This is a genomic window from Streptomyces sp. NPDC058664, from assembly GCF_042716635.1.
GTDB lineage: Bacteria > Actinomycetota > Actinomycetes > Streptomycetales > Streptomycetaceae > Streptomyces.
Map to the genome: position 1 here is coordinate 77,739 of NZ_JBHXRW010000002.1, position 26,156 is coordinate 103,894.

The 26,156-nt window shown below is 72.2% G+C and carries 19 protein-coding genes; 11 read left to right on the forward strand and 8 right to left on the reverse strand.

Annotated elements, in window-relative coordinates; all coding sequences use genetic code 11:
* Positions 1 to 229: 229 nt before the first annotated feature.
* The 4 genes from ACFWUY_RS02070 to ACFWUY_RS02085 all read right to left on the reverse strand — a co-directional run bounded on the left by ACFWUY_RS02070 (position 230) and on the right by ACFWUY_RS02085 (position 2,521).
* Positions 230 to 847 (reverse strand): TetR/AcrR family transcriptional regulator, encoded by a 618-nt coding sequence (locus tag ACFWUY_RS02070; protein ID WP_384100970.1) that lies wholly within the window; start codon positions 845 to 847, stop codon positions 230 to 232.
* A 216-nt stretch (positions 848 to 1,063) separates the two neighbouring features.
* Positions 1,064 to 1,579 (reverse strand): pyridoxamine 5'-phosphate oxidase family protein, encoded by a 516-nt coding sequence (locus ACFWUY_RS02075; RefSeq protein ID WP_384100973.1) that lies wholly within the window; start codon positions 1,577 to 1,579, stop codon positions 1,064 to 1,066.
* A 144-nt stretch (positions 1,580 to 1,723) separates the two neighbouring features.
* The gene (locus ACFWUY_RS02080; protein WP_384100976.1) at positions 1,724 to 2,104 is read right to left on the reverse strand and encodes a VOC family protein; all 381 of its coding nucleotides are present in this window, start codon (positions 2,102 to 2,104) and stop codon (positions 1,724 to 1,726) included.
* A 51-nt stretch (positions 2,105 to 2,155) separates the two neighbouring features.
* A complete protein-coding gene (locus ACFWUY_RS02085; protein WP_384100979.1) occupies positions 2,156 to 2,521 on the reverse strand; it encodes a MerR family transcriptional regulator in 366 nt (121 codons plus the stop codon).
* A 70-nt stretch (positions 2,522 to 2,591) separates the two neighbouring features.
* Between ACFWUY_RS02085 and ACFWUY_RS02090 the strand changes: the two genes are divergently transcribed.
* The gene (locus ACFWUY_RS02090) at positions 2,592 to 3,500 is read left to right on the forward strand and encodes an aldo/keto reductase (protein WP_384100981.1); all 909 of its coding nucleotides are present in this window, start codon (positions 2,592 to 2,594) and stop codon (positions 3,498 to 3,500) included.
* On the opposite strand, the gene ACFWUY_RS02095 is transcribed toward ACFWUY_RS02090, so the two are convergent.
* Complete coding sequence (locus tag ACFWUY_RS02095) at positions 3,495 to 4,214, reverse strand: VWA domain-containing protein (RefSeq protein ID WP_384100984.1); 720 nt, start codon at positions 4,212 to 4,214, stop codon at positions 3,495 to 3,497. The two genes, ACFWUY_RS02090 and ACFWUY_RS02095, sit on opposite strands and share 6 nt — an antisense overlap.
* 159 nt (positions 4,215 to 4,373) lie before the next feature.
* Between ACFWUY_RS02095 and ACFWUY_RS02100 the strand changes: the two genes are divergently transcribed.
* From ACFWUY_RS02100 to ACFWUY_RS02110, 3 genes are read left to right on the forward strand one after another with little or no spacing between them, the layout of a single operon-like run.
* The gene (locus tag ACFWUY_RS02100) at positions 4,374 to 9,566 is read left to right on the forward strand and encodes a caspase family protein (RefSeq protein WP_384101399.1); all 5,193 of its coding nucleotides are present in this window, start codon (positions 4,374 to 4,376) and stop codon (positions 9,564 to 9,566) included.
* A complete protein-coding gene (locus tag ACFWUY_RS02105; protein ID WP_384100989.1) occupies positions 9,563 to 9,895 on the forward strand; it encodes a hypothetical protein in 333 nt (110 codons plus the stop codon). Before ACFWUY_RS02100 ends, ACFWUY_RS02105 begins: the two co-directional genes overlap by 4 nt.
* Entirely contained in the window at positions 9,892 to 10,350 is a 459-nt protein-coding gene (locus tag ACFWUY_RS02110) for a hypothetical protein (RefSeq protein ID WP_384100991.1), read from the forward strand. The genes ACFWUY_RS02105 and ACFWUY_RS02110 overlap by 4 nt, the downstream gene beginning before the upstream one ends.
* 136 nt (positions 10,351 to 10,486) lie before the next feature.
* On the opposite strand, the gene ACFWUY_RS02115 is transcribed toward ACFWUY_RS02110, so the two are convergent.
* The 3 genes from ACFWUY_RS02115 to ACFWUY_RS02125 form a co-directional block, all read right to left on the reverse strand.
* Positions 10,487 to 11,947 (reverse strand): glutamate synthase subunit beta, encoded by a 1,461-nt coding sequence (locus tag ACFWUY_RS02115; protein WP_384100994.1) that lies wholly within the window; start codon positions 11,945 to 11,947, stop codon positions 10,487 to 10,489.
* A complete protein-coding gene (gltB, locus tag ACFWUY_RS02120; RefSeq protein ID WP_384100996.1) occupies positions 11,940 to 16,499 on the reverse strand; it encodes a glutamate synthase large subunit in 4,560 nt (1,519 codons plus the stop codon). Before gltB ends, ACFWUY_RS02115 begins: the two co-directional genes overlap by 8 nt.
* Positions 16,500 to 17,062: 563 nt before the next feature.
* The gene (locus tag ACFWUY_RS02125) at positions 17,063 to 17,791 is read right to left on the reverse strand and encodes a VIT1/CCC1 transporter family protein (RefSeq protein ID WP_384100998.1); all 729 of its coding nucleotides are present in this window, start codon (positions 17,789 to 17,791) and stop codon (positions 17,063 to 17,065) included.
* 252 nt (positions 17,792 to 18,043) lie between these two features.
* On the opposite strand from ACFWUY_RS02125, the gene ACFWUY_RS02130 reads away from it, so the two are divergent.
* Genes ACFWUY_RS02130 through ACFWUY_RS02160 form a run of 7 tightly spaced genes read left to right on the forward strand, consistent with a single transcriptional unit; the run spans position 18,044 to position 26,121 of the window.
* The gene (locus tag ACFWUY_RS02130) at positions 18,044 to 19,039 is read left to right on the forward strand and encodes an ADP-ribosylglycohydrolase family protein (protein WP_384101000.1); all 996 of its coding nucleotides are present in this window, start codon (positions 18,044 to 18,046) and stop codon (positions 19,037 to 19,039) included.
* Positions 19,039 to 20,412 (forward strand): ADP-ribosylglycohydrolase family protein, encoded by a 1,374-nt coding sequence (locus ACFWUY_RS02135; RefSeq protein ID WP_384101002.1) that lies wholly within the window; start codon positions 19,039 to 19,041, stop codon positions 20,410 to 20,412. The genes ACFWUY_RS02130 and ACFWUY_RS02135 overlap by 1 nt, the downstream gene beginning before the upstream one ends.
* A complete protein-coding gene (locus tag ACFWUY_RS02140) occupies positions 20,393 to 21,544 on the forward strand; it encodes an ADP-ribosylglycohydrolase family protein (RefSeq protein WP_384101004.1) in 1,152 nt (383 codons plus the stop codon). The genes ACFWUY_RS02135 and ACFWUY_RS02140 overlap by 20 nt, the downstream gene beginning before the upstream one ends.
* Positions 21,541 to 23,133, forward strand: a complete 1,593-nt coding sequence (locus ACFWUY_RS02145) for an ADP-ribosylglycohydrolase family protein (protein ID WP_384101006.1) — start codon at positions 21,541 to 21,543, stop codon at positions 23,131 to 23,133. The genes ACFWUY_RS02140 and ACFWUY_RS02145 overlap by 4 nt, the downstream gene beginning before the upstream one ends.
* Positions 23,130 to 24,050 (forward strand): ribokinase, encoded by a 921-nt coding sequence (rbsK, locus tag ACFWUY_RS02150; protein WP_384101009.1) that lies wholly within the window; start codon positions 23,130 to 23,132, stop codon positions 24,048 to 24,050. Before ACFWUY_RS02145 ends, rbsK begins: the two co-directional genes overlap by 4 nt.
* On the forward strand, positions 24,047 to 25,291 hold the full coding sequence (locus ACFWUY_RS02155) for a CaiB/BaiF CoA transferase family protein (RefSeq protein WP_384101011.1): 1,245 nt from the start codon (positions 24,047 to 24,049) through the stop codon (positions 25,289 to 25,291). The genes rbsK and ACFWUY_RS02155 overlap by 4 nt, the downstream gene beginning before the upstream one ends.
* The gene (locus tag ACFWUY_RS02160; protein WP_384101013.1) at positions 25,288 to 26,121 is read left to right on the forward strand and encodes an HpcH/HpaI aldolase/citrate lyase family protein; all 834 of its coding nucleotides are present in this window, start codon (positions 25,288 to 25,290) and stop codon (positions 26,119 to 26,121) included. Before ACFWUY_RS02155 ends, ACFWUY_RS02160 begins: the two co-directional genes overlap by 4 nt.
* Positions 26,122 to 26,156: the final 35 nt, after the last annotated feature.

Below are 26,156 nucleotides of genomic sequence, written 5' to 3' on the forward strand. Positions count from 1 at the left end.
TGCTCTACCCGGAACACGAGAACGGGCCCCGGATGCTTCTCCCGGAACGCGTGATACGAGCCCCGGCTGTGCTCCCGGGGCACGTGATAGGAACCCCGGATGTCTCTACCGGAACAATAGTGCGCCCCGGGACCTTCCCGCCCCGCGTGACCGGTGCACGGACGGATCAGACCTGACCAGGGCGGTGTGACGTGGGCGACCTCACAGATCGCCCGCCGCCCCGGGCCGGTCAGCCGGACCGCGTGGCGATCCCGTCCAGGACCATGGAGAGGTACTGGCGGGCGATCTCCTCGGGGCTGTGCCGGCCGCCGGGCCGGTACCAGGACGCGGCGACCCAGACGGTGTCGCGGACGAACCGGTAGGTGAGGCGGATGTCGAGGTCGGCGCGGAAGACGCCGTCCGCGACACCGCGCTCCAGGGTGCCGAGCCAGGCCTTCTCGAAGTTGCGCTGCGAGTCGGCGAGGTAGCCGAAGCGGGGCTGGTCGGTGAGGTGGCGGGACTCCTTCTGGTAGATGGCGACGGCGGCGCGGTGCCGGTCGATCTCGCGGAAGGACTCGGTGACCAGGGCCTCGATGGTCTCGCGGGGCCCGAGACCGGCGGCGAGCACGGCGTCGTACCGGCCCCACAGCTCACTCAGGAAGGCCGAGAGGATCTCGTCGAGCATCGACTCCTTGGAGTCGAAGTGGTAGTAGAGGCTGCCGGCGAGCATCCCGGCGGCGTCCGCGATCTTGCGGACGGTGGTGGCGTTGTAGCCCTGGGCGGCGAACACCTCGGCGGCGGTGTCGAGGAGTTCGCGGCGCCGCTCGGGCGCGGCACTCGCCTGGGTCTTCTTCTTGGTCGCTGACACACGCCCATTCTGGGCCTAGGGCCTCTCTTTTGGATCAGGCCGGATCAGGGAGCGGCGTCTGGCGCGTGCGATCGCAAGGCGGAGGAGGGAAGCGACGCGGAGCGGTGGGGGTACCGCCCTGCTCGAGCGAAGCCGAGAGCTTGGGGGAGACCGACGACAACGCGGCGAGCATGCGTGCCAGACGCCGCGAGCCCGGCTTGGTCCGAAAGAGAGGCCCTAGGGGTGCGGTTCCCGGCGCGGCGGGCTGTCGTCGTTGCCTCGTCGGTAGGTCCGTGTCGGGCGCCCCGCCGCCCAGCTGTGGAGGACCATCTCGTCGCCCTCCACCCAGGTCCGTACGATCTCGGCCGGTTCCACCCGGAAGAGGTGGAACGGCAGGGGCGCGCCCGTGTCGGTCGCGTACCGGTCCACGGTCTCGGGGTCGGTGACCTCGACCGCCCGCCCGGAGATCCGGACGTCCCCGCCGCCCATGCCGGTGCCGGAGCCGGGATTGGCGAGGAGCGCGAACCGGGGGTCGCGGCGCAGGTCGAGGGCCTTGCGGGAGTTCGGCATCATGCCGAGCCAGAGTTCGCCGAAGCGGAAGTCCGCCTCGATGCCGCTGAGCCGGGGCGAGCCGTCCTTCCGCAGGGTGGCGAGGGCGTGGTGGGTGTACTGCCCGAAGCGCTCGCGCACGGTCGCGGCGAGTTCGGGTTCGGCGGCCTCGAAGGCCGACCAGGTGGTTCCGGTGTCTTCCATACGTCCAGGAGACACCGGATACCCGACAGCCACTGTCCGGATTGCTCCGGCCGTTCCCGGGCCGGTCGCTCCCGGGCCGGTCGCTCCCCGACAGCCTCAGGAGGTGGCGGCCTCAGGAGGTGGCGGCCTCAGGAGGTGGCGGCCTCAGGAGGTGGCGGCACGTTCCGCCGCGCTGCGCTCGACGCAGAACTCGTTGCCCTCCGGGTCCGCGAGGGTCGCCCAGCCGGTGCCGTCCGGGTTCCTGCGGTCGTCGAGCAGCGTGGCGCCGAGGCCGATCAGCCGCTCGACCTCCTCGTCGCGGGTCCTGTCCTGCGGCTGGAGGTCGAGGTGGACGCGGTTCTTGACCGCCTTCGCGTCGGGCACCTGGATGAAGAGGAGGTTCGCGCCGGGCGACTCGACGGACGCCTCGGGGTCGCCGGGGAAGTCGTCGTCGGCGAGCTTCGCGTCCAGTGCCGCGGCCCAGAAGCTCGCCAGGGCGTGGGCGTCGGCGCAGTCGATCGTCACGTGTCGTACGAGAGATGTCATGGCGTCATGTTCACCCGCGACCCGCGACCGGGACCACCGGTTTCCCACCGCTCAGTCAGCGGTGGCGAGTTGTCTGCCCCCGGTCCCCGCCACGAGCGCCGCGAGGGAGGAGCGGGTGCCCTGGAGGTCGTGGATCTTCTCGTCGATGGCATCGAGCCGGGCGACGAGCATCGGGCTGAGGCAGGGCTCGATCTCCGCCTCGCTGCCGCAGACGCAGTTCAGGACCTCGGCGATGACCCGGGTCGGCAGCCCGGCGCCGAGCAGGGCCCGGATGCGGCGGACGACGGCCGGGGCGTCGGGACCGTACACCCGCTGCCCGCCGGGGGTGCGCTCCGAGTCGAGGAGTCCCTGCTCCTCGTAGTAACGGAGCAGTCGTACGCTCACCCCGGTCTCCCGCGCCAGTTCACCGATCTTCACTGTGACCCCCCTCACTTTCGCCCGGGTGGGCTTGAAGCTCACATCCGTGTGAGCTCCTACGGTTCCGAGCATGACGAACAACACGAACTCCCCGGACACGACGATATTCCAGCTCGGCGGCGACCTCCCGGTCCGGCGTGTCGGGTACGGCACGATGCGACTCGCCGACGGTCCCGGCGACCCGACGGGCCCCGAGGCCCGGATCTGGACGGCGCCGGCGGACCGGGCGGCCGCGGTGGCTCTGCTGCGGACGGCCGCCGAGTCGGGTGTCACCCTCTTCGACACGGCCGACGCGTACGCCCTGGGGGCCGGTGAGGAACTCCTCGCCGAGGCCCTCCACCCGTTCGGCGACGGGATCGCGGTGGCCACCAAGGTCGGCGTGGTCCGGCCCTCCCCCACCGAGTGGGTGCCGCTCGGCCACCCCGCCTATCTGCGCCAGCAGGCCGAACTGAGCCTGCGCCGGCTCCGTACCGAGCGCATCGACCTGCTCCACCTGCACCGCCTCGACGAGAACTTCCCGGTCGCCGAGCAGGTGGGTGCCCTGCGGCAGCTCCAGGAGGAGGGCAAGGTCCGGCACATCGGGCTCTCCGAGGTGACGGTCGTCCAGCTGGCGGAGGCCGAGGAGGTCGCGCCCATCGCCGCCGTGCAGAACCTCTACAACCTGGCGACCCGCGACCACGAGGCCGTCGTCGAGCACACCGCCGGGCGCGGGATCGCCTTCGTACCCTTCTTCCCGGTCGCCATGGGCGGCCACGCGGGCCCGGACGGTCCGGTCGCCCGGATCGCCCGCGAGGTCGGTGCCACCCCGTCCCAGACGGCCCTGGCCTGGCTGCTGCACCGGGCTCCGCACATCGTCCCCATCCCGGGCACGTCCTCGGCGGCCCACCTCGTGGAGAACCTGGGCGCGCTCGACGTCACCCTCACCGAGGAGCAGTTCGCGCGCCTCGACAAGGAGGTGGGAGCGGGAGCGTCCTCATGAGCGGACGATGCCGTGGCCCCGCGCCGCGGCGAGCCACGCCGGGAAGTCGGCGACGATCCGGTCGTACAGCTCCGCGTCGGGGACCCGGCTCGGGTCCTGACCGGCGTGGAAGAAGCCGGAGTTGTCGACGGGCCGCTTCGCGGGGACGTCGAGCTCGTCGAGCCGGCGGAGGAACTCGAACTGCCGGCTGCCGGGGTCGCCGAAGCCGACGAACTGCCAGAAGATCGGCAGCCGGGCCGCCTTGCACACGTACCGCTCGGCGGCGAGCTTGTTGATCGGCCCGCCGTCGGTCTGGAAGACGACGAGCGCGGGTGCGGTGGAGCCGCTGTCCAGGTAGTGGTCGATGACGGCGTCCATGGCGAGGTGGTAGCTGGTCTTGCCCATGTGGCCGAGTCCGGCGACGATCCGGCCGATCCGGCCGGCGTGGTCGTCGAGCCGGATGTCGGTCTCGGCGTCGACGTCGGTGGAGAAGAAGACCACCGGCACGCGTCCGTCGTCGTCGAGCTGCGCGGCGAGCCCGAGGACACGGTCGGCGAGGGCCTGGACGGCGCCGCTGTTGTAGTAGGGCTTCATCGACCCCGAGTAGTCGACGACGAGGTAGACGGCGACCCGCTGCCCGTCGACCCCGTGCCGCTGGAGCGAGGCCCCCGCCTCCTTGTAGAGGCTGACCAGCGCGGGCGCGGTCTCCTCGACCTTCCGCAGACTCAGTGCCATGGACGGTTTCCCCCTCGTTCCTTCGACGTGCTCTGCGCGCTGTCGAAGATACGGCTGTTCGGGGGTGCCCGGTTCCCGTATGGCCATCCGTCAGGCCGTGGAATCATGGCCCCTCCGGGGCGGAGCGGACGGAAAGCGGGGACGGGGCGCGTGAGCACGATGGCGGGGACCGGCGCGGTGGCGGAGACGGGTACGGGTACGGGAACCGCCACGGGGACGGAGACGGGGCCGGGTGGCGACCACAGGGCCCTCCTGATCGGCATCCGGGACACCGAGTACCTGGCGCGCAACCCCCGTCTCGCCGCCGCCTATCCGCCCCTGGCGTGCGTCGACGAGGACGTACGACGGATCGAGGCGGCGCTGCGGGCGTCCGACTACAAGGTGATGTCCTTCCACCCGGGCCACTCGGACGAGGAACACCGCGACACCAGCAAGGACATGATCCTCGCGGCCATGGTCGACTTCTTCGGCTCCTGCGCTCCCGGGGACACCGCCCTCGTGTACGTCTCCGGACACGGCGTCGTGATCGACGGCCAGGACTACATCCTCCCGTGGAGCGCCCGCGCCAGCGCCAGCGGCACCCTGATCCCCGGGACGCTCATCGAGACGGTCGCCCCCGAACTCCTCGGCAGCGTCCCGGAGGGCGTGTCGGTCGTCGTGTGCCTGGACACCTGCCGGACGGAGACCCCCGGTTCCGCGCCCAAGGCGAACAAGCCCCTTGTGGGGAACGAGTACGACGACGTGGTGTGGCTGCGGGCCGGAAGCCAGGGGCAAGCGGCGTTCGCCGACCCGAAGCGGGGCAGCCACTTCGGCTTCGCCCTGTCCGAGGCCCTGTCGCCCGGGCATCCCCCGCAGACCCTCGGAGAGATCACCGGCTTCGTCCGGACCCGGGTCAGATCGCTCACGCAGAAGCTGCACGTACCGCCGCCCGCCGTCGAACTCAAGGCCGCCCGGGGGCGCGAGGACTGGGCGCGGGACCTGCCTCTGTGCCAGGGCTCCGAGGAGACCGTGCGCTGGGCGGAGGTCCTGGAGAAGTCCGCTCTCTGGACGTACACCTCGGGAACTCCGGAGGTCCACATCCGAGTGCAGGAGGCGCTGGGGGAGCTGGCCGCCGAGGTCGCCAGAAGCCGCATCGACACGCAGTCGGAACTCGCCACTCCCTGGCACGACCCCCTCTACCTGGAACGGGTCGTCCATGTCCTCGGCCGGCTCGTCGAGGACGCCCGGCTCCAGCCCTTCGAATACCTCTCCCCCGCCGAGACGGCCACCCTCCTCGCCGCCCCGCTGCTGCACGAGGGCGTCGTCGCCGTCGCGCTCAGCGAACTCGCCTCCCTCCGTCCGGACCGGCTCGACCGCATGGAGGGCAATCGGGGCAAAGACCCCGCGAACGGCCACGACCGGCTGGTGTGCGACGCCGCCGCCGACGTCTGTCGGGCCCACTCCCGCGTGAACGTCACCGCCGCGACCCTGCGGAAACGCAAGGAGGACGGTGCCGCCAAGGCCGCCGACCACTGGCTGCGCCACCGCTTCATCGCGGACTGGGACCGGCTGTGGGACCGGAGCCACAACGACTACGGGAGCGTCCACCACCTGCTCGACATGGTGGTGAAGGCCGTCTCCGCCGGCGCGGTCGGCACGAGCACCCAGCCGGCCACCGTGGACCAGCATGTCCGCCGGGTCCTGCCCCACATGACGGTCGCCCCCGGGTCGAGCCCACGCATCGACGACACCGGCAGCCCGAAATGGAGCCGTACCGAGAAGCCCGTGCCCGGCAACGTCTGGCGGGACCTCGAACTCGCCTACCTCCTGTGGCTCGCGGCCCTCCTCGCCGCGGACCCGCGCCGCATGTCCAGCGTGCTCGTCGACCACCTGGGCGCGCATCTGCCCCTCGCCCCCGCCCGCGTGGTCGCCGCGCTCGCCGGGACCGACTGGGAGAGAGAGGAACGCGACGGCGTCCCGCAGTACGCGCTCCGCCTCTCCTGCCCGCACCCCGCGCTGCACGCCGCGCTCGAAGAACTGACGGCCACCGCCGACGCCTCCGTACGCGACCGCCATCGGCGCTGGCGCGACGCCGGGCAGACCGCGCCAGACCTGCTCAGGGGCGTCCCCCGGCGGGTGACCACCGAGCACCTGAACCCGGACGACCGCACCACGTACACCAAACCGCTGGAGCGCTTCCGGCTCGCCGAGGACGAGATCCGCCCGCTGCTCATGGGCACCCAGCTGTACGGCGATCGGATGCTGGCCGTGCGCGAGCTGTACCAGAACGCCCTGGACGCCTGCCGCTATCGAAAGCAGCGGACCGAGTACGGCCGCAGTCGGGAGGTGTTCCACAGCACCGACCCCGAACTCAGGATCACGTTCCGTCAGGGGTACGAGGGCAACCGCGCGTACATCGAGTGCGAGGACGGCGGCGCGGGCATGAGCCGCGAGAAGCTCACCTCGATGTTCGCCCGCGCAGGCAAGCGGTACGAGCAGGACCCCGACTACGTCCAGGAGCGGCGCAACTGGCGTCGGGCCGGGATGAAGCCCATCCCTTTCAACAGCCGCTTCGGCATCGGCGTGTTCAGCTACTTCATGCTGGCGGAGGAGGTCACGGTCGACACCGCGGCCGTCGACCGCCACGGCAACCTCGCCCGCTCGGTCCTCCCCCTCCACGCCACCGTCCAGTCGGGTTCCGGCCTCCTCCAGATCCGTGAGATCGAGGGCGGCGAACCGAAGGACGGCGGCACCGTCGTGCGCCTCTATCTGAGCGCGGAGCAGGACGGGGAGCAGCCGCCGTCGGTGGTGGAGACGCTGCGACGGCTGCTGTGGGTGAGCGAGTTCCATGTGACAGCGGAGGAACGGGACCGGGACGGGAATCACATCCGCTCGGAGAGCTGGGACCCGGGGGTGCTCAAGGCGCCGGAGGAGCGGGCGGAGGAGTGGTACGGAAAGCCCGTGCCGGCTGGTGCGGGGAGCTGGCTCGTCCAGGGTTACGGGCAGCTCCTCCTCGACGGCATCGTCATGGAGGAGGCACAGGACGTACACGGGTACGTCTTCAATCTTCAGGAGAGGCACCGTCCGGTTCCCAGCGTGAACCGCAACTCCCTGCTCAAGTACGACACGAAGGCCGTCGAGAAGGAACTTCTGGACGCCGTAACGAACGCGGCCCGGCTGCTCGACGAGATGTCGCTCGAGTGGCTGTGGGAACTGGCTGAGCGCGAACCCCGCCTGGCGGTGCGGTTGTTCGGCGAAGCCCGGCCGGATGCGGTCGGGGTGATCGACGCGGACATGACCGAGAACATCCTGTCTTCCGTCCGTGTTCCCCTGCGCCGCGCGGGCCTCCTCGCGATGGACGCCGTCTACATCCACGGCACGAGCGAGACCGGCCCTTGGCCCCGCGGCAGCATCTCCGAGCGCAGGCTTCTGGGGGCGTGGCGCTCGACGGTGCTGGGCGTGCTGTCGGGCGGCGAGGCCGCTTTCAGGCCCGAGCGGTACCCGGGGCCCATCGGTCTGGATGCCGTCCTCTTCTCCCAGAACACATTCCGCAACGACTGGTCGTCCCCGCTGATGGCAGCAGCGAGGGCCGAGGTCCCCTTGGTGGAGAGCGTCCGAGCGCTTCGCCGGTACGCGATCGCCGGTATCCGTGTGCCGGCGGCCCGGAGCATCCGGGAGCTGCGCGAGGTCGGCACGCCCACGCGAAGGATGGTGGAACTCCACCGGGCCTACGCGCAGGCCTCCCGGCCCCGTCACGCGCACGACGACGGAATCCCTGCTGTCCACGCTCCCCTGGTGGCCGTGTCGGCGGACTACGACGTGCCCCCGTCCAGCCTCCTGGACGATCTGGACACCTTGATGCGTCTGGGGATCGAGTTTCCCGATCCGGGACTGCTGCGCTCGGCGGACCTCGGCACGAAGCTCCTCGCTTCCGAGGCCTCACGGCTGGCCAGGATCTCCTCCGACGGGGAGTCCTGGCACAGCGGCGAGGTCCATCCGATCGATCTGTTCGTACGAGCCGGCGTGCCCGCGCAACGGCGCGGGCTGGCCGAGCGCGTCCGGGCACTGGCACCGCTCGGTTTCTCCCTCTCCGACACGGTGGTCGAGGAGACCCTCGACCACCGTCCCCTCACCCCCGCCGAGCAGAGGTTCCTCTCCCGTGACGTCGACGGAATAGGTCCCTGGCTCCCCGTCGGCCGCCTCTCCCTGTGGCAGCTCATCGACCGGGGTGCCCTGCTGAAGCGCCCTCTCGGCCAGGTGGCGAGGGAGATCGACGCCCTCGCTCCCGTCATCGGCGTCCACGCTCCGGAGGTCCCCGCCGTCTGTCACGCCTGGACCCCGGCACTGTGGACCCTCCGCTCGACGGCGAACGATCCGCGCCCGCCCCTGGTCGACGCCATGCGGGGGGACTGGCGGCTACTCCTCGGCGCCCACGAGGCGCAACCCCGCCCGACGGCGGAGGAACTGCGCCGGGAACTCACCTTCCTGGAGGCGTGCGGCGTTCTGACCGCCCCCGTCGAGACGCTCGTGGAACAGTTCGAGCGCCTCTCCCCCTTCCTGGTCTCCCTCCTCGAACTGGCGATCCCCGACTGGCTCGACAGGGAGGACGAGTGGGAGTTCGGCACCGGCGAGGCCCGCTTCCCCCTCCTTCTGAGGCTCGCGACCGACCGTCGCACCACCGTGGGCTCCGTCGTCGACGAGCTGGCACGGGCCGACGTCCGGCTCCCGCTGCGGCTCCCCGACCTCCCGGAACAGGCGCGCTCCCTGACACCCGACCACGCGGAGACAGCCCTCGTCGTCCAGGAATCGCCTGCCGGAGTACGCACGTTCAAGGACTTCCTGACCACCAAGGACCTTCTCGGCCTCGCCGAGAAGCGCCGCTGCACCCTCGGCGAGGCCGCGGCCGCCCTCGACGCGTACCGCTGTCTCGGCGGCCCGGCGCTCCCCGGCACGCTGGACGGCCCGCTCGCCGAGCTCGAACCCACGCTCTTCGACCTCGTAGCCTTCGAAGAGAGCCTGCTCGGACCCGGCGTCCTCGGCCCGCTCGAACTGGTCCTCGTCGCGGGGCGGTTCGGCTGGACGCTCGGCGAGGTGTACGACCGGTACGCGCCCTTCGAGGCCCTCGGGCTGAGGGTCGACATCGAGCCGAAGGGCAAGGAGCGGGACATCGTGCCGGGCTGGGCCGATGTCATCGTGCTCACCGAGCAGTTGACCGGCAGGGCGCCCGCGATCGAGGGAACCGTCACCCCGGAGCACGTCGTTCTGTGTGCGGAGGAGACACGACGCACCGAGGACGAGGTCATCGGCCTGCTGCGGCCCTACGTCCGACTGTTCGAGCTCGACCTGCCTGTGCCCGGAGGACCACGTCCATGAGTTCCACCACGCTCTACAACGAGAACAACCGGCCGCCGGACCAGTTCCTCACAACCTTCCTGTGGGAGGTGCGGGCACCCGACCGTGTCGAGGCCACGGGTGAGTGTCCGCAGTGCCGGTGCGTGATCACCCCGTACTGGACGGACGTGCAGTACGTCGCCAAGGGACCTGCCACACCCGACAGGAGGAAGTTCGACAACGGGGAGCCCAAGCACGTCATCTGCGCCTGCCCGACCTGGCACGTGGGCAGGCCCTCGTCGGTCCCGAGCGGCTGCGGCCACCTCTTCTACATCGCGATGCCACCACAGCGTCTGGGCATCAAGTGGTGACCCCGGAGTTCACGCCCGAACAGATCCGCGAGGCCGAGAAGCGGGTGAGGGAGTGGGAGGAGCCGCCCACGCGGCTGCGGGCGGCGCTTCAGCAGGCGGAGGGGTACCGGAACTTCCTGACCTCCCTCACCGGCCTGCTGACGGTCGTCTTCGTGCTCAAGGGGCAGGAGAACCTGAGCAAGATGACCACCGGGCCGCGGTGGTGGGTGATCGGGCTGCTCGCCGGGGCGTTCCTGCTGCTGCTCGTGGCGTCCTGGCTGATGGTCTCGGCCGTCCACGAGCCTCCGGGGCGCACACTGCCGTCGAGCGGGCTGTACCTGCTCCGCTACGAGAAGGACCGCGCAAAGTCCGTGATCCGCGTGACGTCCTGGTCGCGCTGGATGGCTCTGGTCGGTGTGCTCGCGGTGTCGGCGGCCTCGCTGATCACCTGGATCTTCCCCGGCCCGGTCACCTGACCGGCCACCCGCGTCGGAACGCACCGCGGCGCCCGCCCAGTCGTCCGGTCGGGGACATTCGGGGGGCGCCGCGCTCAGTTCCGCACGTCGTTGTACGGGACGTTCTTGGGTGATCCGGCGGGATGGTCCGGCGGGATCAGACCGTCAGCGAACGGTCCGTCGGGCGGATCGGGGCCGGCAGGGAGCTGGCTCCGGTCAGGTAGCGGTCCACGCCACGGGCGGCGGAGCGGCCCTCGGCGATGGCCCAGACGATCAGCGACTGGCCGCGGCCGGCGTCTCCGGCGACGTAGACGCCATCGACGTTGGTGGCGAAGTCCGCGTCACGGGCGATGTTACCCCGCTCGTCGAGGGCGAGGCCGAACTGGGCGACCAGGCCGTTCTCGACGTCCGTGCCGGTGAAGCCCATCGCGAGCGTGACCAGCTGGGCGGGGATCCTGCGCTCGGTGCCCGGCTTCTGGGTCAGCTTGCCGCCGACGAACTCGACCTCGACGAGGTGGAGGAACTGGACGTTGCCGTCCTCGTCGCCCTCGAAGTGGGTGGTGGAGACGGAGTAGACCCGCTCGCCTCCCTCCTCGTGCGCGGAGGTGACCTTGTACAGCATGGGGAAGGTCGGCCAGGGCTGGCCGGGGTTCCGGTCCTCGCCCGGGCGGGGCATGATCTCCAGCTGCGTGACGGAGGCCGCGCCCTGGCGGTGGGCCGTGCCGACGCAGTCGGCGCCGGTGTCGCCGCCGCCGATGACGACGACGTGCTTGCCCTCGGCGGTGATCGGCGGGGCCACGAAGTCGCCCTCGACGACCTTGTTGGCGAGCGGCAGGTACTCCATCGCCTGGTGGATGCCGTTGAGCTCACGGCCCGGGACCGGCAGGTCGCGGGCGGTGGTGGCACCGGCGGCGATGACCACGGCGTCGAACCGCTTGCGCAGGTCCGTCGCCGTCAGGTCGCGGCCGATCTCGATGCCGGTGCGGAACTTGGTGCCCTCCGCGCGCATCTGCTCGATGCGGCGGTTGATGTGCCGCTTCTCCATCTTGAACTCGGGGATGCCGTAGCGCAGCAGGCCGCCGATGCGGTCGGCGCGCTCGTACACGACCACGGTGTGGCCGGCCCGGGTCAGCTGCTGGGCGGCGGCGAGACCCGCCGGGCCCGAGCCGATGACGGCGGCCGTCTTGCCGGAGAGGCGCTCGGGCACCTGCGGCTTGACGTCGCCCCCGTCCCAGGCCTTGTCGATGATGGAGACTTCGACGTTCTTGATGGTGACGGCCGGCTGGTTGATGCCGAGCACGCACGCGGACTCGCAGGGGGCCGGGCACAGGCGGCCGGTGAACTCCGGGAAGTTGTTGGTGGCGTGCAGGCGCTCCTGCGCCGCCGACCAGTCCTCGCGGTAGGCGTAGTCGTTCCACTCGGGGATCAGGTTCCCGAGGGGACAGCCGTTGTGGCAGAACGGGATGCCGCAGTCCATGCAGCGGCCGGCCTGCTTGCTGATGATCGGCAGCAGGGAGCCGGGGACGTAGACCTCGTTCCAGTCCCGGACGCGCTCGGCCACGGGGCGGGTCTTCGCGACCTCGCGACCGGTGGTCAGGAAGCCCTTGGGGTCAGCCATGGGTCGCCGCCTCCATCATCTTCTCGGTGGTCTCGGCCTCGGAGAGACCGGCGAGCTCAGCGGCGTCCTTGGCGGCGAGCACTGCCTTGTACGTGGTGGGGATGATCTTGCTGAACCGGTCGGCGTTCGCGTCCCAGTCGGCGAGGAGCTTCTCGGCGACCGTGGAGCCGGTCTCCTCCTGGTGGCGGCGCACGACGTCGTGCAGCCACGCCTTGTCGGAGTCCGACAGGGCCTCGATCGCGCCCAGGTTGCCGGAGTTGACGTTGTCCCGGTCGAGGTCGACGACGTAGGCGACGCCGCCGGACATGCCGGCCGCGAAGTTGCGGCCGGTCTCGCCGAGGACGACCGCCGTACCGCCGGTCATGTACTCGCAGCCGTGGTCGCCCACGCCCTCCGAGACGACCAGGGCGCCGGAGTTGCGGACGCAGAAGCGCTCACCGGTGCGGCCGCGGAGGAACAGCTCGCCGCCGGTCGCTCCGTAGCCGATGGTGTTGCCGGCGATGGTGGAGTACTCGGCGAGGTGGTCGGCGCCCCGGTCGGGGCGGACGATCACGCGGCCGCCGGAGAGGCCCTTGCCGACGTAGTCGTTGGCGTCGCCCTCCAGGCGGAGGGTGACACCGCTCGGCAGGAAGGCGCCGAAGGACTGGCCGGCGGAGCCGGTGAAGGTGATGTCGATGGTGTCGGCCGGGAGGCCGGCGCCACCGAACTTCTTCGTGACCTGGTGGCCGAGCATGGTGCCGACCGTGCGGTTGATGTTGCGGATGGCGACCTGGGCGCGGACCGGCTGGGCCTCCTCGGCGGAGGGGGCGTTCAGGGCCTCGGCGGCGAGCTGGATCAGCTCGTTGTCGAGGGCCTTCTCCAGGCCGTGGTCCTGCTCGATCAGGGCGTGGCGGACCGCGCCCTCGGGCAGCTCCGGCACGTAGAAGAGCGGCTCCAGGTCGAGACCCTGCGCCTTCCAGTGGGAGACGGCGCGGCTGGTGTCGAGCAGCTCGGCGTGGCCGACGGCCTCTTCGAGGGTGCGGAAGCCCAGCTCGGCGAGGAGCTCGCGGACCTCCTCGGCGATGAACTCGAAGAAGTTGACGACGAACTCGGCCTTGCCGGAGAAACGGTCCCGCAGGACCGGGTTCTGGGTGGCGATGCCGACCGGGCAGGTGTCCAGGTGGCAGACGCGCATCATGACGCAGCCGGAGACGACGAGCGGCGCGGTCGCGAAACCGAACTCCTCGGCGCCGAGCAGCGCGGCGATGACGACGTCGCGGCCGGTCTTGAGCTGGCCGTCGGTCTGGACGACGATCCGGTCGCGCAGGCCGTTGAGCAGCAGGGTCTGCTGGGTCTCGGCGAGGCCGAGCTCCCAGGGGCCGCCCGCGTGCTTGAGCGAGGTCAGCGGGGAGGCGCCCGTTCCGCCGTCGTGTCCTGAGATGAGGACGACGTCCGCGTGGGCCTTGGAGACACCGGCGGCGACCGTGCCGACGCCGACCTCGGAGACCAGCTTCACGTGGATGCGGGCGGCCGGGTTGGCGTTCTTGAGGTCGTGGATCAGCTGGGCCAGGTCTTCGATGGAGTAGATGTCGTGGTGCGGCGGCGGCGAGATGAGGCCGACGCCGGGCGTCGAGTGACGCGTCTTGGCGACCCACGGGTAGACCTTGTGGCCGGGCAGCTGGCCGCCCTCGCCGGGCTTGGCGCCCTGGGCCATCTTGATCTGGATGTCGTCGGCGTTGACCAGGTACTCGCTGGTGACGCCGAAGCGGCCGGAGGCGACCTGCTTGATCGCGGAGCGGCGGGCCGGGTCGTAGAGGCGGTCCGGGTCCTCGCCGCCCTCACCGGTGTTGGACTTGGCGCCCAGCTGGTTCATGGCGACGGCGAGGGTCTCGTGCGCCTCCTTGGAGATGGAGCCGTACGACATGGCGCCGGTGGAGAAGCGCTTGACGATCTCGGAGACCGGCTCGACCTCGTCGATGGAGATCGCTTCCCGGTCGGAGGAGAAGCCGAAGAGGCCGCGGAGCGTCATGAGGCGCTCGGACTGCTCGTTCACCCGCTCGGTGTACTGCTTGAAGATGTCGTACCGCTTGTTGCGCGTGGCGTGCTGGAGGCGGAAGACGGTCTCCGGGTCGAACAGGTGCGGTTCGCCCTCGCGGCGCCACTGGTACTCGCCGCCGATGTCCAGGGCGCGGTGCGCCGAGGCGACGCCGGAGACGGGGTACGCCTTGGCGTGGCGGGCGGCGACCTCCTTGGCGACGACGTCGAGGCCGGCGCCGCCGATCTTGGTGGCCGTGCCGTTGAAGTAGGTGGCGACGAAGGTCTCGTCGAGGCCGACGGCCTCGAAGACCTGGGCGCCGCGGTAGGAGGCGACGGTGGAGATGCCCATCTTGGACATGACCTTGAGGACGCCCTTGCCGAGGGCGTAGATCAGGTTCCGGATGGCCTGCTCGGGCTCCAGGCCCTCGATGAAGGTGCCGGCGCGGACCAGGTCCTCGACGGACTCCATGGCGAGGTACGGGTTGACCGCGGCGGCGCCGTAGCCGATGAGCAGGGCGACGTGGTGGACCTCGCGGACGTCACCGGCCTCGACGAGCAGACCCACCTTGGTGCGCTGCTTGGTGCGGATGAGGTGGTGGTGGACGGCCGCGGTGAGCAGCAGCGAGGGGATCGGGGCGTGCTCGGCGTCGGAGTGCCGGTCGGAGAGCACGATGAGGCGGGCGCCGCCCTCGATGGCGGTGTCGGCCTCGGCGCAGATCGCGTCGATGCGGGCGGCGAGGGCCTCGCCGCCGCCGGAGACCCGGTAGAGGCCGGAGAGGGTCGCGGCCTTCATGCCGGGCATGTCGCCGTCGGCGTTGATGTGGATGAGCTTGGCCAGCTCGTCGTTGTCGATCACCGGGAAGGGCAGCGTGACGCTGCGACACGACACCGGCGTCGGCTCCAGGAGGTTGCCCTGGGGGCCGAGCGAGGAGCGCAGGGAGGTCACGAGCTCTTCGCGGATGGCGTCGAGCGGCGGGTTGGTGACCTGCGCGAAGAGCTGGGTGAAGTAGTCGAAGAGCAGCCGCGGGCGGGCGGACAGGGCCGCGATCGGCGAGTCCGTGCCCATGGAGCCGAGGGGCTCGCCGCCGGTGCGGGCCATCGGGGCGAGGATGACGCGGAGCTCTTCCTCGGTGTAGCCGAAGGTCTGCTGGCGGCGGGTGACCGAGGCGTGGGTGTGCACGATGTGCTCGCGCTCGGGGAGGTCGGAGAGCTCGATCTCGCCGGTCTCCAGCCACTCCGCGTACGGGTTCTCGGCGGCGAGGGCGGCCTTGATCTCGTCGTCCTCGACGATGCGGTGCTCGGCGGTGTCGACGAGGAACATCTTGCCGGGCTGGAGGCGGCCCTTGCGGACGACCTTGGCGGGGTCGATGTCGAGGACGCCGACCTCGGAGGAGAGGACGACGAGGCCCTCGTCGGTGACCCAGTAGCGGCCGGGGCGCAGACCGTTGCGGTCGAGGACCGCGCCGACCTGGACGCCGTCGGTGAAGGTGACGCAGGCCGGGCCGTCCCAGGGCTCCATCATCGTGGAGTGGTACTGGTAGAAGGCGCGGCGGGCCGGGTCCATGGTCTCGTGGTTCTCCCACGCCTCCGGGACCATCATCAGGACCGCGTGCGGCAGCGAGCGGCCGCCGAGGTGGAGCAGCTCCAGGACCTCGTCGAAGGAGGCCGAGTCGGAGGCGTCGGGGGTGCAGATCGGGAAGATCCGGTCGAGCGCGCCCTCGCCGAAGACGGTGGAGTCGAGCTGGGCCTCGCGGGCGGTCATCCAGTTCCGGTTGCCCTTGACGGTGTTGATCTCACCGTTGTGGGCGACGAAGCGGTACGGGTGGGCCAGCGGCCAGCTCGGGAAGGTGTTGGTGGAGAACCGGGAGTGGACCAGGGCCACGGCGGTGGCGCAGCGGCGGTCCGACAGGTCCGGGAAGAAGGGCTCCAGCTGGCCGGTGGTCAGCATGCCCTTGTAGACGATGGTGCGGGCGGAGAGCGACGGGAAGTAGGTCGCGGCCTCGCGCTCGGCGCGCTTGCGCAGCACGAAGGCCTTGCGGTCCAGCGCGATGCCGGACGTCTCGCCGTCGGCGACGAAGAGCTGCCGGAAGACCGGCATGGTGGAGCGGGCGGAGGCGCCGAGCAGCTCGGGGGCGACGGGGACCTCGCGCCAGCCGAGGACGGTCAGGCCTTCTTCGGCGGCGATCGTCTCGATCCGCTCGACGGCCTGTGCGGGGCCGTCGGCGGGAAGGAAGGCGATGCCGACGGCGTACGCCCCGGCGGTGGGGAGCTCGAAGCCGGTGACCTCGCGCAGGAAGGCGTCCGGGACCTGGAGCAGGATGCCGGCGCCGTCTCCGGAGTCGGGCTCGGAGCCGGTGGCGCCGCGGTGTTCGAGGTTGCGCAGTACGGTCAGCGCCTGCTCGACCAGTGCGTGACTGGCTACACCGGTGAGGGTGGCCACGAACCCGACACCACAGGCGTCGTGTTCGTTACGGGGGTCGTACATCCCCTGCGGAGCGGGGCGACCGTCCATGGGCGACCAGGCGTCGGAACGCATCGGCTCTCCCGTCGTCGTCGTGGCATATGCAGATGCCGAGGGACGACGTTGGCCCTCCGCGAAATTTCGTGCAGGTTACATGATGGCTGGCTTCTCGCGAAGCGGATAGCTCATTCCAGCATGCGGACACCGCCGACACGCAGCGGTGGTGGGGGTTCACCTGTGGGGTGCGGGCACGGATGCCGTCCCGCGGGGGACGGATCGAGGTGGTCCGGATGATCTCCGGGTCTACGGCGACCCGTCACTGTGTGGGCTTCATTGCCCAGTGACGCTCATGCCTCATTCCCGTTGGTCACAGGTTCGAAACCGCCGAGTAACCGGCTACATATGTGGCGTCCTGCATAGTGTCTCATCGAGGTGGCGGTTCGGGCCAGGGATATACGTCACAGGCGATATGCCCGTCTTCTCCCACTAGGGTGCCCCGAAATGACCGAAAGGCCCCGCGGAGGGGCCTCTCGGTCGTCTGTACGGGTACGGAATCCGTTCCCGTCACGGGTCACGGCGCGGGGTTACGGCGCGTGGTTACAGCGCCGGGGGCACGGCGCGGGGTCACAGCGCCGGGGTTACAGCGCGGCCCCGAGGAGCATGCCGAGCCCGTACGTGACGGCCGCCGCGGCCCCGCCCAGGAGCAGCTGGCGCAGCCCGCTGAAGAGCCAGCCGCGGGCGGTCACCCGGGCCACGAGCGCGCCGCAGGCGAAGAGGCCGAGGAGCGCGAGGAGCACGGCCGGCCAGAGCGCGGTCGCCCCGAGCAGGTACGGCAGTACGGGGAGCAGCGCGCCGAGCGCGAAGGAGCCGAAGGAGGAGACCGCGGCGACCATCGGCGACGGAAGGTCGTCCGGGTCGATGCCGAGTTCCTCGCGCGCGTGGATCTCCAGGGCCTGCTCGGGGTCCTTCGACAGCTGCATGGCGACCTCGCGGGCGAGCGCCGGCTCGACGCCCCGGGAGACGTAGAGCGCGGCCAGCTCCTCCATCTCGTCGATCGGGTGCTTGCGCAACTGGCGCCGCTCGACGTCCAGTTCCGCCTGGACGAGTTCGCGCTGCGAGGCGACGGAAGTGTATTCGCCCGCGGCCATCGAGAAGGCGCCCGCCGCGAGTCCGGCGAGGCCGGTGATGGCGACGGTCTGCGGGGAGACCGCGCCGCCGGCGACGCCGGTCATCAGGGCGAGGTTGGAGACCAGGCCGTCCATCGCGCCGAACACGGCGGGACGCAGCCAGCCGCCGTTGACGTCGCGGTGCGTGTGGTTGTCGCGGTGGGCCTCGTGCAGTGGCGCCTGAGCTTCGATGATGGACATGACTCTCCCTCGTTCCGGCGGGCCGGGTCGCACCCGCCGCCCCCAACTCACTCGAACATACGCATGATGTAAGGGGCGCGCCAGCAAGGCAGGCCGTACTTACTAAGGCCTGCCTTGCTGCGTGAACCGGGTCCTGGCGTGGTGTCAGGCGGGTGACAGAGACGTTTCTTCGGCGAGTTCGCGGCCCGGGGTGGCACAGATCCAGGCATCGGGGCGCCATGGGTGCGCCTCTCCCGAGGAAGGGGCCGCGAGATGGTGACCACCACGGCACGCGACACACGTGAACGGGCGAGAGGGGCGCTCCTCGGCCTTGCCGTCGGCGACGCGCTCGGCGCGCCCGCCGAGAACATGCGGCCCTCCGAGATCCGCCGCCGCTGGGGCCGGATCGAGGGCTTCGTGACGGACAGCCCGGCCGGCACCGACGACACCGAGTACGCCATCTTCTCGGCGCTCCTCCTCGCCCGGCACGGCTCGGCCCTCACCGTCCAGCACGTCGAACGGGCCTGGCACCACTGGATCGCCGACCTCGACGAGGGGCCGTTCCGCGGGGCGGGCTTCTCCGAACGCGGCACCCTGGAGAACCTCCGCCGGGGGCTCGCCGCCCCCATCTCCGCCCAGCACCGCCACGCCTGGAGCGACGGTCTCGCCATGCGCGCGGCGCCCTTCGGGGTGTTCGCGGCCGGGCGCCCGGCGGAGGCGGCCCGCCTCGTCGCGATCGACGGCAGCGTCAGCCACGACGGCGAGGGCATCTACGGCGGCCAGGCGGTCGCGGCGGGCGTCGCGGCGGCGATGGCGGGCGCGACGGTCACGTCCGTGATCGCGGCGGCCCTCTCCGTCGTACCGATGGACTCGTGGACGGCCCGCTCGCTGCGCCGCGCGGTGGTCGCCGCCCAGCGCGTCCAGCCGGACCCGCTCACCCGTGAACGCCAGGTCCGCTCGGCGGTCGTCATCGGCGGTTACCCCTGGACGGACCTGGCCCCCGAGGCGGTGGGCCTGGCGTTCGGCGCCTTCGCCGCGGCGCGCGGAGACTTCCGTACGGCCGTCCTCACCGCCGTCAACATGGGCCGCGACGCCGACACCACGGCGGCGGTGGCGGGCGCCCTGGCCGGCGCGATGGCGGGCGCCTCGGCGATCCCGGAGGAGTGGTCGACGGCCATCGCCCCCGTCACCGGCAGCTGCCTCCCCTCGATGCGCGGCTACCACGTCCTGGACGTAGCGGACCTTCTGACCCCGGAGGCGGACACCTGATGAACACGAACGACACGACGACGACGGACATCGCACTCACTGCTGTGGGCAATCGTTCCGCAGGGCGGGACGGGTGGGCACGGCACTTGGTGCCGGGTCCCGAGCCCTTGCTCGCCGCCCACCAGGACCTCGCCGCGCCCACGGTGCCGGGCTCCGGCTTCCTGCTCGGCGCCCACCGGGAACCGCCGCCACCCCCGGCACCGGACGCACAGGTCCACGCCCCGGCCAACGCGAGCCGCGACGCCGTCGAAGGCCTCCTCCTCGGCCTCGCCGCGGGCGACGCGGCGGGATGGCCCGCCGCCAGGCACCGCGCCGCCCGCATGCCCGAGTGGACCCGCCGTCTCACCCGCGAACTCGACACCTTCGCCGAACAGAACGCCACGACCACCCTCCCCGTCCCCATCGCCCTCAACCAGCCGCCGGAACCGCTCCGTCTCGGCCCCTCCGACGACGCCGAGTGGGCGGCCTTCACCGCCGAGGCCGTCCTCACCGCCTCCGGCCAGGTCTTCGCCGGCCTCCCCCCGGAGCGCCGCCTGCGCGCCGCCGTCGACCTCGCCTGGAACGCCCTCGCCGGGCAGGTCGCCGCCGCCGCGGACCGCGCCCCCGAGGTCGAGTCCGCCGTGCTCCCGCTCCGCGCCCGGATCTCCGTACGGGCGGGTCTCGGCAATCTCGCCACCGGGCTGCGCCCGCCCGCCACCGGCCACGACAACCCGCACTTCTTCGACGACGCCGCCTGTGTACGGGCCGTCGTCCTCGCCCTCGTCCACCCCGGAGACCCGCGCGCGGCCGCCGAACTCGCGGAGTTCGACGCCCGGTACACCCAGGACGGCGACGGCGTCCACGGCGCCCGCGCGATGGCGGCGGCCGTCGCCGCCGCGTTCGGCGGGGCGACGGTCGACGAGAGCGTCGAGGCCGCGCTGGAAGAACTCCCGTCCGTCACGGAGATCGGCCGCAACGCCCGGTACGCGGTGAAGCTGGCCCGGACGGCCGGTTCGGCCTTCGAACTGGTGCCGCTCCTGGAGCACCAGATCGTGGACCACGTCTACAGCTACGGGATCGCGGCCGCCGAGACCGTTCCGGTGGCGCTCGCGCTCGCCACCGCCGCCCGGGGCGAGATGACGGCCGCCGTACCGGCCGCCGTCTGCCTCTCGCGGGTCGCCGACTCCGCCCCCGCGCTCGCGGGCGCGCTCACCGGGGCGCTCGGCGGGGGCCGTTCGGTGCCGGCGACGTGGCGCGAGGCGTGCCGGACGCTCGCGGGCTGCGCGCTGCCCCGGCTGGCGGGGACGGATCTGGTCGAACTCGCCGGGCTGCTCGCAGCCACGGAACCGGCCACCCCGGGTGGACAATTCCGACATGACACCCACACTGGATGACCGGATCACCGGCAGTCTCCTCGGGGCCGCCGTCGGCGACGCGCTCGGCGGCCCCGTCGAGGGCTACACCCCCGAGCAGATCGTGGAACGGCACGGCGGCCGGGTCACGGGGATCGTCGGCCCCTGGAACGGCGGCGAGTGGCGCACCGCCCGCCCCATCGCCCCGTACCACAAGGGCGACGGGCACGTCACCGACGACACCTTGATGACCCACGCCCTGATCAGGGTGTACGAGAAGGTCCGCGGCCACCTCGACGCGTACGCGGTCGCGGACCACCTCGTGCCCGAACTCATGGGCTCCCCCGTCTGGATCCCGGAGCTGGAGGCGGAGGCGCTGCCGCTCCAGCGGATCTTCCTGGCCGAGAAGTGGATCGTGGCCCGGCTCCACTACGGCCATGTGGACCCCCGCGAGGCCGGCACCGGCAACATCGTCAACTGCGGCGCCGCGATGTACATGGCACCGGTCGGGCTCGTCAACGCGGCCCACCCGGAGGCCGCGTACGCCGAGGCCCTCGACGTCGCGGGCGCCCACCAGTCCTCGTACGGCCGTGAGGCGGCGGGGGTGTTCGCGGCGGCGGTGGCGGCGGCGTGCGCACCGGACGCCACACCGTCCTCGGTGGTCGGGGCGGCCCTCGCCCTCGCGAAGGACGGCACGCGGTCGGCGATCGAGGCGGTCGCCGAAGTGGCGGCACGGTACACGGACTTCGAGCCGGCCCTGACCCCGCTCCGCAAGGCGGTGGCCCCCTTCGACTCGGTCGGCCCCGACTACCGCTCCCCCTCCCTCGGCGCCCGCCGCCCCTCCCGCCTGCACGCGATCGAGGAGCTCCCGATCGCCCTCGGCATGCTCCTGGTCGGCGAGGGCGACTTCCGCCGTACGGTCCTTGGCGCGGTCAACTACGGCCGCGACTGCGACTCGATCGCCACGATGGCGGGCGCGGTCGTGGGCGCGCTGCACGGAGAGTCCGCGGTGCCCGCCGACTGGGCGAAGCGGGTGGCGGAGGCGAGCCGTCTGGACCTGCACGCCCCGGCGAGGGCGCTGACCGAGGTGACCCGCGAGGTCTTCGCCCGGGACACGGAGCGCCGCCGGGCCCACGAGTCGGCGTTCTCGGCCCTGACGAGCGGCGCCCGGTGAACCTCCGCCTGACCTGGGTCCAGCCGGAGGACCTGGTGGGCCACGAACTCCGCCAGGCCAGGGAGGACGGCCGCGACGCGAGCGCCCTCGCGGCCCGCTGGGCGGCAGCGGGCGGCCCCCCGGCCCCCGGGCCGGCCGGTGCCTCCGAGACACCCCGCCCGGACCTCCGCGACCTGGCGACAGAACTCCTGGACGCCCTGGCGACCCTCCCGACCCCCCTCGCGGAACGTGAACCGACCCGGCTCCCCGCCATCCAGGCTTTGACGACCCCCCGCACCACCCCTCCCCCAGACCCTGACGGGACCGGGGGCTCCGCCACCGCTGTGGGCAATCGTCCCGCAGGGCGGGAGGGGTGGGCGCAGCCCCCGTTGCCGGGTCCCGGCCTCCCGCACCGCGCCCACCAGGCCCCACCCGCACCCCCGCTGCCCGGCACCGACCAGCCGCGCGTAGCGCCGAGCCCCCAAGGGCTCGGGGGGCTCGGGGGGCTCGGGGAGCTCGGGGGGCTCGGGGGGCTCGGGGGCGAAGCCCCCGACGGTCTCCTCCACCGCCTGCACGCCGCCTGGCTCGGTCGTGCCGTCGGGTGTCTGCTCGGCAAGCCCGTCGAGAAGCTGCCCCTCCCGGCCATCCGCGCCCTCGCCCGTGCCACCGGCAACTGGCCCCTCTCCACCTGGTTCACCGCCCGCGGCGTCCCGCCGGAACTGCTCGCCGCCCATCCCTGGAACCGTCGCTCCGCCGCCACCTCCCTCGCCGAGAACATCGACGGGATGCCCGAGGACGACGACCTCAACTACCCCCTGCTCAATCTGCTGCTCCTCCAGCGGCACGGCCGCGACTTCACCACCACCGACGTCGCCCGCCTCTGGCTCGACGAGCTTCCCGCCGGCCGCACCTTCACGGCCGAGCGGGTCGCCTACCGCAATCTCCTCGACGGCGTGGAACCCCCGCTGACCGCCGTCCACCGCAACCCCTTCCGCGAGTGGATCGGCGCCCAGATCCGGGCCGACGTCCACGGCTGGACCCGTCCGGGCGATCCGGTCGGCGCCGCGGGACAGGCCTACCGGGACGCGGTGCTCACCCACACCGCGAACGGCGTCTACGGCGCCATGTTCGTCGCCGCCACCCTCGCCACGGCGGCGAGCGGCACCGCCGACGTCCATCAGTCGCTCGCCGCCGGCCTCGGCGTGGTCCCGCCGCGCTCCCGCCTCGCGGAGGCCGTCCGCCGAGGGATCGGGCTCGCCCACGAGGCGACCGACTTCGACGCCGTCGTCGACCGGCTGCACGCCGAACTCGGCGGGTACCACTGGGTGCATGCCGTCCCGAACGCCGCCCTGCTCGCCGCCGCCCTCACCCACGCCGACGGCGACTTCTCCCGCTCCGTCTGCGCGGCCGTCTCCGGAGGCTGGGACACCGATTCCAACGGGGCCACCGCCGGCTCCGTCGCCGGGCTGCTCGCCGGGCACCCCGACCGGCTGCCCGAGCACTGGACCTCCCCCCTCAAGAACCGTCTCTCGACCTCGGTCCCGTCCTTCGACGGCATCGGCTTCGACACCCTGGCCGAACTGACCCACCTGGAGGCAGTACGCCCATGACCAGCATCGTCGTACTCGGCAGCACCAACATGGATCTCGTCACCTACGTGCCGAGGGCCCCGGCCCTCGGCGAGACGGTCACCGGCCGTTCCTTCCGTACGATCCCGGGCGGCAAGGGTGCCAACCAGGCCGTCGCCGCCGCCCGCGCGGGCGCCGAGGTGGCGATGATCGGCGCGGTCGGCACGGACGACTTCGGGGCACGGCTCCGCGCCACCCTGGAGCACTGCTCGGTGGACACCGATCTCCTGCGCACCGCCGAGGGCTCCTCCGGCACCGCGCACATCGTCGTCGACGACGAGGGCGGCAACGCGATCGTCGTCGTCCCCGGCGCCAACGGCACCGTCACCTCCCTGACCCATGGCGACGAGGCGCTCATCGGCACCGCGGACGCCCTGCTCCTCCAGCTCGAACTGCCCCTCTCCGTCGTCGTGGAGGGCGCCGCGACCGCCCGCCGGCTCGGCGTCCGCACCGTCCTCACCCCCGCCCCCGCCCAGCCCCTTCCGCCCGAACTCCTCGCCGCGACCGACCTGTTGGTGCCCAACGAGCACGAGGCCGCCGCGCTCACCGGACTCACCGACCCGCGCGAGGCCGCCCTGGCCCTGCTCCGGGACGTCCCCGAGGTGGTCGTCACCCTGGGGGCGGCCGGCAGCCTGTACGCGGTGCGGGGCGCCGATCCGATCACGGTGCCCGCCCCCCGGGTCCGGGCCGTCGACACCACCGCGGCCGGCGACACCTTCGTCGGCTCCCTCGCGGTCGCCCTCGGCGAGGGCCGCCCCGCCCCGGAGGCCCTGGCCTGGGCGCAGACCGCCGCCGCGCTCTCCGTCCGGCGGGAGGGCGCGTCGACCTCGATGCCGTACCGCGTCGAGATCGAGGCGGCCTTCCTCTCCCCCGACTCCCTGGAGGCCGACCCCGTATGACCGTCCACGCACCGGTGACCGCGCACACCCCGGCCACCGCACCCCCCGCGCCTCCCGCTCCGCCCCTGCACGGACTGCGCGTCCTGGATCTCGCGACCCTCTTCGCCGGTCCGCTCGCGGCCATGATGCTCGGTGACTTCGGCGCCGACGTCGTCAAGGTCGAGCACCCCCGCAAGCCCGATCCGTCCCGTGGCCACGGCCCCGCGAAGGACGGCGTCGGCCTCTGGTGGAAGGTCCTCGGCCGCAACAAGCGGACGATGACCCTCGACCTGTCCTCGCCGGGAGGCCGTGACACGCTCCTGGCGCTCGCCGCCGACGCCGACGTGATCGTGGAGAACTTCCGCCCCGGCACCCTGGAGCGCTGGGGTCTGGGCTGGGAGGAGCTCTCCACGGTCAACCCGCGCCTCGTCCTCGCCCGGGTCACCGGCTTCGGCCAGTTCGGCCCGTACTCCCACCGCCCGGGCTTCGGCACCCTCGCTGAGGCGATGAGCGGTTTCGCCGCCATCACCGGCGAACCCGAGGGCCCGCCCACCCTGCCGCCCTTCGGCCTGGCCGACTCGATCGCCGCTCTGGCCACGGCGTACGCGGTGATGACCGCGCTCACCGCCAGGACGACGACCGGACGCGGCCAGGTCGTCGACATGGCGATCATCGAACCGATGCTCGCCGTCATCGGACCCCACCCCCTCTGGTACGACCAACTCGGTTACGTCCAGCCCCGGACCGGCAACCGGTCCCGCAACAACGCCCCCCGCAACACCTATCGGACCGCCGACGGCTCCTGGGTCGCCGTCTCCACCTCCGCCCAGTCGATCGCCGAGCGGGTGCTCCGGCTCGTCGGCCGGCCGGAGCTGATCGACGAGCCGTGGTTCGCCGACGGCACGGGCCGGGCCGAGCACGCGGACGTCCTGGACGAGGCGGTCGGCGCGTGGATCGCCCGTCGCACCCGGGACGAGGCGATGGCGGCCTTCGAGAAGGCGGAGGCGGCCATCGCCCCCGTCTACGACATCCGGGACGTCGTCGACGACCCCCAGTACCGGGCGCTCGGCACCGTCACCGAGGTGCAGGACCCCGAACTCGGCCCGATCAAGATGCAGAACGTCCTCTTCCGCCTCTCCGAGACGCCCGGAGGCATCCGCTGGCCCGGCCGCCCCCACGGCGCCGACACCACCGCCGTCCTCTCCGAACTCGGCCTCAGCCCCGCCGAGATCGACCGCCTCCGCGACCAGGGAGCGGTATGAGCGCCCTGGCCGAAGTCGACGCTCTCCACCGGGTCCGTACACCCCTCACCTGGCTGTACGCCCCCGGCGACCGCCCCGAGGTCGTCCGCAAGGCGCTCGCCTCCGGCGCCGACGTCGTGATCGTCGACCTGGAGGACGCGGTCGCCCCGCACCGCAAGGCGTACGCCCTGGACGCCACGGCGGATCTCCTCGCGGACGTCCACCCCGTCCCGGTGCACGTCCGTGTCCACTCCCCGCACGACATCCCCACCCTGGCCTCCCTCCCCGGCCTCCGCGGTCTCCGTGTACCCAAGGTGACACACGCCGCTGACATCCACCGGATCGCCGAGCTGGCCCCTGACGTCGCCCTCTACCCGCTCCTGGAGAACGCCCTCGCCGTGGAGCACGCGTACGCCATCGCGACCGCCCACCCGGCGGTGCGCGGGATCGCGCTCGGCGAGGCCGATCTCCGCGCCGACCTGGGCGTACGGGAGGACAGCGGCCTGGACTGGCCGCGCGGCCGGGTGGTGGTCGCGGCCCGGGCGGCCGCCCTCCCGCCGCCGGCCCAGTCGGTCCACCCCGACATCCGCGACCTGGGCGCGCTGGCCGCGAGCTGCGCCCGGGGCCGGGCCATGGGCTTCCTCGGCCGGGCCGCCATCCACCCCTGCCAGCTCCCGGTCATCGAGCGGGCCTACCTGCCCACCCCTGAGGAGGTCGACGCGGCACGGGAGGTCGTCGCGGCGGCCGGGACCGGGCGGGGCGCGCTCGCCCTCCCCGACGGCCGCTTCGTCGACGCGGCGGTGGTGGAGGGCGCCCACCGGGTCCTCGCCCTCGCGGCCCGGTCGGACTGACACCCGTACCCCGGCAGACGGAAGGGCCGCCGGGA

What these genes read in the sequence shown, in the direction of transcription:
- ACFWUY_RS02100 (WP_384101399.1), top strand. Translation starts at nt 4,374, where the DNA reads ATGGCGGGGACCGGCGCGGTGGCGGAGACGGGTACGGGTACGGGAACC.
- ACFWUY_RS02140 (WP_384101004.1), top strand. Translation starts at nt 20,393, where the DNA reads ATGACACCCACACTGGATGACCGGATCACCGGCAGTCTCCTCGGGGCC.
- ACFWUY_RS02080 (WP_384100976.1), bottom strand. Translation starts at nt 2,104, where the DNA reads ATGACATCTCTCGTACGACACGTGACGATCGACTGCGCCGACGCCCAC.
- ACFWUY_RS02090 (WP_384100981.1), top strand. Translation starts at nt 2,592, where the DNA reads ATGACGAACAACACGAACTCCCCGGACACGACGATATTCCAGCTCGGC.
- gltB (WP_384100996.1), bottom strand. Translation starts at nt 16,499, where the DNA reads ATGCGTTCCGACGCCTGGTCGCCCATGGACGGTCGCCCCGCTCCGCAG.
- ACFWUY_RS02135 (WP_384101002.1), top strand. Translation starts at nt 19,039, where the DNA reads ATGAACACGAACGACACGACGACGACGGACATCGCACTCACTGCTGTG.
- ACFWUY_RS02155 (WP_384101011.1), top strand. Translation starts at nt 24,047, where the DNA reads ATGACCGTCCACGCACCGGTGACCGCGCACACCCCGGCCACCGCACCC.
- ACFWUY_RS02160 (WP_384101013.1), top strand. Translation starts at nt 25,288, where the DNA reads ATGAGCGCCCTGGCCGAAGTCGACGCTCTCCACCGGGTCCGTACACCC.
- ACFWUY_RS02105 (WP_384100989.1), top strand. Translation starts at nt 9,563, where the DNA reads ATGAGTTCCACCACGCTCTACAACGAGAACAACCGGCCGCCGGACCAG.
- rbsK (WP_384101009.1), top strand. Translation starts at nt 23,130, where the DNA reads ATGACCAGCATCGTCGTACTCGGCAGCACCAACATGGATCTCGTCACC.
- ACFWUY_RS02075 (WP_384100973.1), bottom strand. Translation starts at nt 1,579, where the DNA reads ATGGAAGACACCGGAACCACCTGGTCGGCCTTCGAGGCCGCCGAACCC.
- ACFWUY_RS02125 (WP_384100998.1), bottom strand. Translation starts at nt 17,791, where the DNA reads ATGTCCATCATCGAAGCTCAGGCGCCACTGCACGAGGCCCACCGCGAC.
- ACFWUY_RS02115 (WP_384100994.1), bottom strand. Translation starts at nt 11,947, where the DNA reads ATGGCTGACCCCAAGGGCTTCCTGACCACCGGTCGCGAGGTCGCGAAG.
- ACFWUY_RS02095 (WP_384100984.1), bottom strand. Translation starts at nt 4,214, where the DNA reads ATGGCACTGAGTCTGCGGAAGGTCGAGGAGACCGCGCCCGCGCTGGTC.
- ACFWUY_RS02130 (WP_384101000.1), top strand. Translation starts at nt 18,044, where the DNA reads ATGGTGACCACCACGGCACGCGACACACGTGAACGGGCGAGAGGGGCG.